This is a genomic window from Thauera phenylacetica B4P (assembly GCF_000310225.1).
In the GTDB taxonomy this organism is placed as follows: Bacteria; Pseudomonadota; Gammaproteobacteria; order Burkholderiales; family Rhodocyclaceae; genus Thauera; species Thauera phenylacetica.
In genome coordinates, this window is the sequence record NZ_AMXF01000155.1 from 1 (window position 1) to 9,702 (window position 9,702).

The 9,702-nt window shown below is 70.2% G+C and carries 9 protein-coding genes; all 9 read left to right on the forward strand.

Going from position 1 to position 9,702, the window contains the following annotated elements:
- The first annotated feature begins 318 nt into the window (after nucleotides 1–318).
- The 9 genes from C667_RS16205 (at nucleotide 319) to urtE (ending at nucleotide 9,639) form a co-directional block, all read left to right on the forward strand.
- Entirely contained in the window at nucleotides 319–1,125 is an 807-nt protein-coding gene (locus C667_RS16205; RefSeq protein WP_004369801.1) for an amino acid ABC transporter substrate-binding protein, read from the forward strand.
- Between the two features lie 78 nt (nucleotides 1,126–1,203).
- Nucleotides 1,204–1,854 (forward strand): amino acid ABC transporter permease, encoded by a 651-nt coding sequence (locus C667_RS16210; RefSeq protein WP_004369803.1) that lies wholly within the window; start codon nucleotides 1,204–1,206, stop codon nucleotides 1,852–1,854.
- A gap of 22 nt (nucleotides 1,855–1,876) precedes the next feature.
- Nucleotides 1,877–2,629: an amino acid ABC transporter ATP-binding protein gene (locus tag C667_RS16215; RefSeq protein WP_004369805.1), complete on the forward strand. Its 753-nt coding sequence runs from the start codon at nucleotides 1,877–1,879 to the stop codon at nucleotides 2,627–2,629.
- Nucleotides 2,630–2,695: 66 nt separating this feature from the next.
- On the forward strand, nucleotides 2,696–3,541 hold the full coding sequence (locus C667_RS16220) for an aldo/keto reductase (RefSeq protein ID WP_004369807.1): 846 nt from the start codon (nucleotides 2,696–2,698) through the stop codon (nucleotides 3,539–3,541).
- A gap of 338 nt (nucleotides 3,542–3,879) precedes the next feature.
- A complete protein-coding gene (gene urtA / locus C667_RS16225) occupies nucleotides 3,880–5,133 on the forward strand; it encodes an urea ABC transporter substrate-binding protein (protein ID WP_004369809.1) in 1,254 nt (417 codons plus the stop codon).
- A gap of 54 nt (nucleotides 5,134–5,187) precedes the next feature.
- Nucleotides 5,188–6,819 carry an urea ABC transporter permease subunit UrtB gene (gene urtB, locus C667_RS16230; RefSeq protein WP_051174684.1) on the forward strand — a complete coding sequence of 544 codons (1,632 nt, stop codon included), beginning with the start codon at nucleotides 5,188–5,190 and terminating at the stop codon, nucleotides 6,817–6,819.
- Nucleotides 6,820–6,829: 10 nt separating this feature from the next.
- On the forward strand, nucleotides 6,830–8,077 hold the full coding sequence (urtC, locus tag C667_RS16235) for an urea ABC transporter permease subunit UrtC (RefSeq protein ID WP_004369814.1): 1,248 nt from the start codon (nucleotides 6,830–6,832) through the stop codon (nucleotides 8,075–8,077).
- Entirely contained in the window at nucleotides 8,074–8,940 is an 867-nt protein-coding gene (urtD, locus tag C667_RS16240; RefSeq protein WP_004369816.1) for an urea ABC transporter ATP-binding protein UrtD, read from the forward strand. The genes urtC and urtD overlap by 4 nt, the downstream gene beginning before the upstream one ends.
- Nucleotides 8,941–8,946: 6 nt before the next feature.
- Complete coding sequence (gene urtE / locus C667_RS16245) at nucleotides 8,947–9,639, forward strand: urea ABC transporter ATP-binding subunit UrtE (RefSeq protein ID WP_004369818.1); 693 nt, start codon at nucleotides 8,947–8,949, stop codon at nucleotides 9,637–9,639.
- Nucleotides 9,640–9,702 lie beyond the last annotated feature (63 nt).

Here is a 9,702-nt window from a genome sequence, read left to right on the forward strand (position 1 = left end):
CCGCCGCAGCGAGGCGGGCGGGCGCCCACCCGAGGGCCTCCAGGGGGTGCGGCGTGACGGCGACGGGGAGAGCCGACGCAGCTTCCGGCGCGAGGCCCGGGAGGCCCGCGATGGCGGCAGCGCCCCCGAGGCGCGCCGGCGCGAGCCCGCGGTCAACTGAACGGCCGACCGAGCGCCCCCCTGCGCGCGCGCCGCGGACGGCGGCAAGCTTGCTCGCATGACGCAGTGCAGCGAGAATCATGGTTTTGGCGCCGGCCCCCGGCGCCGTCTCCGTGGCGGGCCCCCCCGCCCCCGACCCCCCTCACGGGCAAGACCAAGATGAAACTCTCCTCGCTGCTGATGCTCTCCCTCACCGCCGGCGCGCTGCTCGCCGGCTGCGGCAAGAATGAAACCGCGCCTGCCGCCCAATCCGCCGCCGCGCCCGCGGCCCCGGCCGTCCCGGCGAAGATCGTCATCGGCCTCGACGACAACTTCCCGCCGATGGGCTTCCGCAACGAGAAGAACGAGCTCGTCGGCTTCGACATCGACCTCGCGAAGGAAGCGGCCAGACGCCTCGGCATCGAGGTCGAGTTCAAGCCGATCGACTGGAGTGCCAAGGAAGCCGAGCTCAACGGCAAGCGCGTCGATGCGCTGTGGAACGGCCTCACCATCACCGAGGAGCGCCGCAAGAACATCGGCTTCACCAGCGCCTACATGGAGAACCACCAGATCATCGTGGTGCCCGCCGCCTCGACGATCAAGACCAAGGCCGAGCTCGCCGGCAAGGTGATCGGCATCCAGGACGGCAGCAGCGCGGTCGACGCGGTGCAGAAGGACCCGGTGGCCGCCTCCTTCAAGGAGCTGAAGAAGTTCGGCGACAACGTCACCGCGCTGATGGACCTGACCACCGGCCGGCTGGACGCGGTGGTGCTCGACGAGGTCGTGGGCCGCTACTACACCGCCAAGAAGCCGAACGACTACGCGGTGCTCGACGACCACTTCGGCACCGAGGAGTACGGCGTCGGCACCCGCAAGGACGACACCGCGCTGCTGGCGAAGCTGCAGCAGGCGATGGACGAGATGAAGGCCGACGGCAGCGCCGCCCGCATCTCCACCGATTGGTTCGGCAAGAACATCATCAAGTAAGCAGGCCCGGGGGTTCGCGGCTGCCGCCGCGAACCCTTTCGCTCCCCCACCTGCCCGCCGCTCGCCCGGCGCCCCGCCATGGACTACATCCTCAGCATCCTCGGCCCGCTCGCCGAGGGCTCGCTGGTCACGCTGCAGCTCTTCCTGATCACCCTGCTGCTGGCGGTGCCGCTCGGCCTGGCGCTGGCGCTGGTGCGCATCTCGCGCTTCCGCGTCGCCAGCCAGGCGGTCAACGGCTACATCTGGCTGATGCGCGGCACGCCGCTGATGCTGCAGATGCTGTTCATCTACTACGCGCTGCCCTTCGTGCCGGGGATCGGCATCCGCCTGCCCGATTTCCCGGCGGCGATCGTGGCCTTCGCGCTCAACTACGCGGCCTACTTCGCCGAGATCTTCCGCGCCGGCATCCAGTCGATCGACCGCGGCCAGTACGAGGGCGCCAAGGTGCTCGGCTTCTCCTACGGCCAGACCATGCGCCGCATCGTGCTGCCGCAGGTGGTCAAGCGCATCCTGCCGCCGATGAGCAACGAGACCATCACCCTGATCAAGGACACCTCGCTGATCTACGTGCTCGCGCTCAACGACCTGCTGCGCGCGGCGCGCGGCATCGTGCAGCGCGACTTCACGATCACGCCCTTCATCGTCGCCGCGGTCTTCTACCTGATCATGACGCTGGTGCTGACCTGGCTCTTCCAGCGCCTGGAGAAACGCCATGCCGTCTATGACTGAGGCCGCCGCGATGACGAGCCCCATGATCCTCGCCGACGGCATCCGCAAGCGCTTCGGCGCCAACGAGGTGCTCAAGGGCGTGTCGCTGACGCTGGCCAAGGGCGAGGTGGTGGCGGTGATCGGCCCCTCCGGCTCGGGCAAGAGCACCTTCCTGCGCTGCCTCAACCACCTCGAGACCATCGACGCCGGCCGCATCGTCATCGAGGGCGACACCCTCGCCGACAACGACGCCGGCGGCCACGCGCGCTACGTCGCCGACGCCGAGCTGCGCCGCATCTGCGCGCGCATGGGCATGGTGTTCCAGCACTTCAACCTGTTCCCGCACCTCACCGTGCTGCAGAACGTGATCGAGGCGCCGATCACGGTGAAGGGCATCAAGCGCGAGGCGATCCTGCCCAAGGCCGAGGAACTGCTGAAGAAGGTCGGTCTCCTCGACAAGCGCGACGCCTATCCCTCGCGCCTCTCGGGCGGGCAGAAGCAGCGCGTGGCGATCGCGCGCGCGCTGGCGATGGAGCCCGACATCATGCTCTTCGACGAGCCCACCTCGGCGCTCGACCCGGAGCTCACCGGCGAGGTGCTCCGCACCATGCACCAGCTCGCCGACGAGCACATGACCATGCTGGTGGTGACGCACGAGATGGGCTTCGCTCGCGAGGTCGCCAGCCGGGTGGTGTTCATGGACGGCGGCGAGCTCATCGAGTCGCGCCCGGCGGCGGAGTTCTTCGCCAACCCGCAGCATCCGCGCACGCGCGCCTTCCTGGACAGCATGCTGTAGGGCGCGGCGCGCCCGGGAAGCGCTATTCTCGGCGGCGGTCTCATTCCCCGCCAAGGAGCCTTCCCCATGCGCACCCATCCCTTCGGCGCCGACGGCCCCGCGCTCGGCGTGGTCGGCCAGGGCACCTGGTACCTCGACGAGGCCCGCCGCGCCGACGCGATCGCCGCGCTGCGCGCCGGCCTCGACCACGGCCTGGCCCACATCGACACCGCCGAGATGTATGGCGACGGCGCCGCCGAAGAGCTCGTCGGCGAGGCCATCGCCGGCCGCCGCGACGAGGTCTTCCTGGTCTCCAAGGTGCTGCCGCACAACGCCAGCCGACGCGGCACCATCGCCGCCTGCGAGCGTTCGCTGCAGCGCCTTCGCACCGACCGCCTCGACGCCTACCTGCTGCACTGGCCGGGCGACCATGCGCTCGAAGACACCTTCGCCGCCTTCGACGAGCTCCAGCGCGCCGGCAAGATCCTGCGCTGGGGCGTGAGCAACTTCGACGTGCCCGAGCTCGAAGAGGCGCTCGCCATCGCCGGCCCGGGGCGCATCGCCTGCAACCAGGTGCTCTACCACCTGCAGGAGCGCGCGGTGGAGCACGCCGTGCTGCCCTGGTGCGAGCGCCATGGCGTCGCCCTGGTCGCCTACAGCCCCTTCGGCCACGACGCCTTCCCGGCGCCCGACACCACGGGCGGTCGCGTGCTCGCCGACATCGCCGCCGCCCGCGGCGCCAGCCCGCGCCAGGTCGCGCTCGCCTTCCTCACCCGCAGGCCTTCCGTGCTGGCCATCCCCAAGGCCGCCTGCGCGGCGCACGCGCTCGACAACGCCGGCGCGCTCGCGCTGGAGCTGTCCGCCGCGGAGATCGAGCGCATCGACGCGGCCTTCCCGCGCGGCGTGAAGCCGCGCTGGCTGCCGATGTTGTGAGGGCGGGAGGCGGGAGGTGTCAGGCGTGAGGAGCGGGATGGCGCGGCGCGGCTGATGCGTGCGGGCGGCCAGGGGATTGCTGCACTGCGATGGTGCACGCCTCCCGGGTGCTGCATCGCCGCAGGGCGCGGCATCCGCGACAGAGGCGCACCGACGGGACGGCAGGCGGGCGGGCGCGCAATCCGTCCGCGCGCCGCGAGCGCATCAACGGCGCGGGTTTCGACCTCCTCCCACACTCCGTCCGGCAACTCGCCGGCAACGTGGCACGCCCCTTGCACAGAGGTCATCGACGCAGCCTGCGCTGCGCTCGACTTCCACCCACTGCAAGAGGCCCGTCCATGAACCGTCGCAACTTCGTCAAAGCCCTCACGCTTTCGGCTTCCATCGCCGCGATCGGCCTGCCCGCCGGGGCACACGCCGCTGACACCATCAAGATCGGCATCCTGCATTCGCTGTCGGGCACGATGGCGATCTCCGAGACCGCGTTGAAGAACGTGGCGCTGATGACCATCGAGGAGATCAACGCCGGCGGCGGCGTGCTCGGCAAGAAGCTCGAGCCGGTGGTGGTCGACCCGGCATCGAACTGGCCGCTGTTCGCCGAGCGCGCGCGCCAGCTGCTGGCGCAGGACAAGGTCGCGGCGGTGTTCGGCTGCTGGACCTCGGTGTCGCGCAAGTCGGTGCTGCCGGTGTTCAAGGAGCTCAACGGCCTGCTCTTCTACCCGGTGCAGTACGAGGGCGAGGAACTGGAGAAGAACGTCTTCTACACCGGCGCCGCACCCAACCAGCAGGCGATCCCCGCGGTCGAGTACCTGATGAGCGAGGAGGGCGGCGGCGCCAAGCGCTTCGTGCTGCTCGGCACCGACTACGTGTATCCGCGCACGACCAACAAGATCCTGCGCGCCTTCCTGAAGAGCAAGGGGGTCAGCGATGCCGACATCCTGGAGGATTACACCCCCTTCGGCCACGCCGACTACCAGACCATCATCGCGCGCATCAAGCACTTCGCCGCCGAGGGCAAGAAGACGGCCGTGGTGTCGACCATCAACGGCGACTCCAACGTGCCCTTCTACAAGGAACTGGGCAATGCCGGACTGAAGGCGACCGACGTGCCGGTGGTGGCCTTCTCGGTCGGCGAGGAGGAGCTGCGCGGCGTCGATACCAAGCCCCTGCTCGGCCACCTGGCGGCGTGGAACTACTTCATGTCGGTGGACAACCCGCAGAACAAGGCCTTCATCGACAAGTACCGCGCGTGGGCGAAGAAGAACGCCGTGCCCAACGCCGACACCGTGGTCACCAACGATCCGATGGAGGCCACCTACGTCGGCCTGCACATGTGGAAGCAGGCGGTCGAGAAGGCCGGCAGCACCGACGTCGACAAGGTCATCGCGGCGATGGGCGGACAGACCTTCAAGGCCCCGTCCGGCTTCACGCTGACCATGGACGCGACCAACCACCACCTGCACAAGCCGGTGCTGATCGGCGAGGTGCGCGCGGACGGGCAGTTCGACGTCGTCTGGCAGACCCAGCAGCCGATCCGCGCCCAGCCGTGGAGCCCGTTCATCGAGGGCAACGAGGGCAAGCAGGGGCTGTGATCGTCCGGAAAATCGGGGTCTGACCCCGATTTTCGTCTGAAGAGGGAGCCGACGATGTTCGGACCGACAAAACGACAATGGTGTATCGCCGCCGTGCTGTGCGTGCTGATGGCGCTCGCCGCGCTGCCGGCGCGGGCGGCGCTCGACCCCGCGCTGGTGCAGGGGCTGGGCGGTGACTTCAACGCCCGCGTCGCCGCGATCGACGCGCTCGGCGTGGCCGGCGGCGACGAGGCCGCGGCGCTGCTGGACGCGCTCGAGGGCGGGCGGCTCGGCACGGTGGACGGCCGCCTGGTGGTGATCGCACCCGACGGGCTGCGCGACGCCACCAGCGGCGAGGCGCTCGCCGCCGACGCGGGCGCCGCCACCCGGATCACCGTGAACAACCGCCTGCGCCGTGCGATCGGTACCGCGCGCGCGGCGCTCGCGCTGTCCTCCGCGCAGCCGGCGCAGCGCCTGGCCGCGGCCGACACCTTGCGCGAGAACGCCAGCCCGGCGCTGCTGCCGGTGCTGGCGCGCGCGCTCGCAGCCGAACAGGACGACGCGGTGCGCGCGGTGCTGCGCTACGCCACCGCGAAGCTGGAGCTCGCCTCGCCCGACCCCGCCCTGCGCCTGAAGGCGGCGCAGGCGCTCGGCGGCTCGTCCGACGCGGCGGTCAAGAACCTGCTCGCCGCGCTGCTGGAGAAGCGCGGCGACGGCGCAGCGGCGACCTGGGTCGAGGCGGACGCCGAGGTACGCGCCGCGGCGGCCGCCTCGATGCGCGCGATCGACCGCCGCATCGGCCTGGCGCAGACCGCCGGCACACTGTTCTCCGGCCTGTCGCTCGGCTCCATCCTGCTGCTCGCCGCGCTCGGCCTGGCGATCACCTATGGCGTGATGGGCGTGATCAACATGGCCCACGGCGAGCTGCTGATGGTGGGCGCCTACGCCACCTTCCTGGTGCAGGGCGCGTTCCGCAGCCACCTCCCCGAATACCTCGACCTCTACGTGCTCGCCGCGATCCCGGCGGCCTTCCTCGCCGCCGCGCTGGTCGGCATCGCGATGGAGCGCCTGGTGCTGCGCCACCTCTACGGCCGCCCGCTGGAGAGCCTGCTCGCCACCTGGGGCCTGTCGCTGGTGCTGATCCAGGCCGCGCGCGTGCTCTTCGGGCCGCAGAACCTGGAGCTCGCCAACCCGTCGTGGATGTCGGGCGGGGTCGAGCTCGCCGGCGGCGTGGTGCTGCCGTACAACCGCATCGTCATCCTCGGCTTCGCCGCCTTCGTGCTGGTGCTGATCTGGCTGATGATGCAGAAGACGCGGCTGGGCATGTTCGTGCGCGCGGTCACTCAGAACCGGCCGATGGCGGGCTGCGTGGGCGTGCCCACGGCGCGGGTGGACACGCTGGCGTTCGCGATCGGCTCCGGCGTCGCCGGACTGGGCGGACTGGCGCTGTCGCAGATCGCCAACGTCGGCCCGGCGATGGGCACCGGCTACATCGTCGACGCCTTCATGGTGGTGGTGCTCGGCGGCGTCGGCCAGCTCGCCGGCGCGGTGTGGGCGGCGCTCGGCCTGGGCATCGTCGCCAAGTTCCTCGAAGGCTGGGCGGGCGCGGTCGTGGCCAAGATCCTGGTGCTGGTCTTCATCATCGCCTTCATCCAGAAGCGTCCGCAGGGCATCTTCGCCCTCAAGGGCCGCTTCGCCGACAGCTGAGGCCACCGCCATGCGAACGCCCTTCACCCTCCGGCTCTTCCAGAGCATGCCGCGCGGCGGCTGGATCGCGCTCGCGATCTTCGCCGCCGTGGCCTGGATCGGCGTGCCGGTCGCGCACCTCGCGCTGCCCGAGAGCCACCCGCTGCACGTCTTCGCCTACACCGTCAGCCTGCTCGGCAAGATCCTGTGCTACATGGTGGTCGCCGTCGCCATGGACCTGATCTGGGGCTACGCCGGCATCCTGTCGCTCGGCCACGGCCTGTTCTTCGCCCTCGGCGGCTACGCCTTCGGCATGTACCTGATGCGCCAGATCGGGCGCGACGGCAGCTACGGCGCGGAGCTGCCCGACTTCATGGTCTTCCTCGACTGGAAGGAGCTGCCCTGGTACTGGGCGGGCTCGGACTCGCTGCTGTGGGCGCTGTTCCTGGTGGTGGCGCTGCCCGGGCTGGTGGCCTTCGTGTTCGGCTGGTTCGCCTTCCGCTCGCGCATCAAGGGGGTGTACTTCTCGATCATCACCCAGGCGCTGACCTACGCCGCGATGCTGCTGTTCTTCCGCAACGAGACCGGCTTCGGCGGCAACAACGGCTTCACCGACTTCAAGCGCATCCTGGGCTACGACATCACCTCGCCCGGGATGCGGGTGACGCTGTTCGCGCTCTCGGCGGCGCTGCTGATCGCCTGCCTGGTGCTCGGGCGCTACCTCGTCACCTCGCGCTTCGGCCGCGTGCTGGCGGCGATCCGCGACGCCGAGAGCCGGGTCATGTTCATCGGCTATAACCCGCTGCACTACAAGCTCTTCATGTGGACGCTGTCGGCGATGCTGTGCGGGCTGGCGGGGGCGCTGTACGTGCCCCAGGTCGGCATCATCAACCCCTCGGAGATGTCGCCGGCGAACTCGATCGAGATCGCGGTGTGGGTAGCGGTGGGCGGGCGCGGCACGCTGGTGGGCGCGGTGCTCGGTGCCGGCATCGTCAATCTGGCCAAGAGCGTGTTCACCGTCTATCTGCCGGAATACTGGCCCTTCGTGCTCGGCTTCCTCTTCATCGTCGTCACCCTCTACCTGCCCGACGGCGTGGTCGGCCTCTGGCGCAAGCTGCGTGCGCGGCGCGCGGCGGCGGCGCTCGACGACGCCTCCGCCGCAGCGGGTGCCGGTCTCTCCGCGGCAATCGGCGGTGCGCCGGCCGAGGTGCCGGCCACCGAACGCCAGGCCGCCCGGTCCACGGCCGACACCCCCATCGCCAAGGGAGCGAACGCATGATCCCCACCCTCGAGATCGAACGCGAGCGCGCCCACCTCGACGCCGAGCGCGAGAACCAGCGCGAGCACTGGGACGGCTCGGCCGCGGACGGGCGGGTGTACAGGCCGGGCGAGCTCGACCTGTCGCACAAGGTCATCCTCTACCTCGACGACATCACCGTGAGCTTCGACGGCTTCCGCGCCTTGAACAAGCTCAGCCTGACCATCGACGCCGGCGAGCTGCGCTGCATCATCGGCCCCAACGGCGCCGGCAAGACCACGATGATGGACGTCATCACCGGCAAGACGCGGCCCGACTCGGGCACCGCCTTCTTCGGCCAGACCATCGACCTGACCCGCCTGACCGAGCCCGAGATCGCCCACGCCGGCATCGGCCGCAAGTTCCAGAAGCCGACCATCTTCGAGCACCACAGCGCCTTCGAGAACCTCGAGCTGGCGATGAAGGCCGACAAGCGCGTGCGCCGCACCCTGTTCGCCAGCCTCCTCGACGACGAGCGCGACCGCGTCGCCGAGGTGCTGCGCCAGATCCGCCTCGACCAGGCCGCCGACCGCCCCGCCGGGCTGCTGTCGCATGGCCAGAAGCAGTGGCTGGAGATCGGCATGCTGCTGATGCAGGAGCCGCGCCTGCTGCTGCTCGACGAGCCGGTGGCGGGCATGACCGACGACGAGACCGAGCGCACCGCCGAGCTCTTCACGAGCCTGGCCGGCAAGCACTCGCTGGTGGTGGTCGAGCACGACATGGCGTTTGTAGAGGCGCTCGGCGGCAAGGTCACGGTGCTGTGCGAAGGCTCGGTGCTGGCGGAGGGGGATCTGGCCACGGTGCAGGCGGATCCGCGCGTGATCGAGGTTTATCTGGGACGCTGAACGAACATGCTGAAAGTCGACACGCTCAACCAGTACTACGGCGGCAGCCACATCCTGCGCGGCCTCTCCTTCGACGTGCCCGTCGGCCAGGTCACCACGCTGCTCGGGCGCAACGGCGTCGGCAAGACCACGCTGCTCAAGACCCTGATGGGCCTGGTGCCCGCCGCCAGCGGCAGCATTTCCTTCGACGGCCGCGACATCACCCGCGCGCCGTCCTACAAGCGCGTCGCCGCCGGCATCGGCTTCGTGCCGCAGGGGCGCGAGATCTTTCCGCGCCTCACCGTCGAGGAGAACCTGCTCATGGGGCTGGCCACCCGGCCGCGCGGCAGCGCCATCCCGCCGCGCATCTTCGACATGTTCCCGGTGTTGAAGCAGATGATGGCCCGGCGCGGCGGCGACCTCTCCGGCGGGCAGCAGCAACAGCTCGCGATCGGCCGCGCGCTCGCCTTCGGCCCGAAGCTGCTGATCCTCGACGAGCCCACCGAGGGCATCCAGCCCTCGATCATCAAGGACATCGAGCGCGCCATCCGCAGCCTCGCCGAGACCGGCGAGATGGCGATCCTGCTCGTCGAGCAGTACTACGACTTCGCGCGCGCGCTCGCCGACCAGTACCTGGTGATGGAGCGCGGCGAGATCGTCATGCGCGGCGCGGGGGCGGACATGGACCGCGACGGGGTGCGCGAGGCGCTGGCGGTCTGAGCGTCGCCGCGGCCCCGGGGCACGGCGGCCCCGGCGGGTCCGCGCAGCCGCGACGCAAGGCCA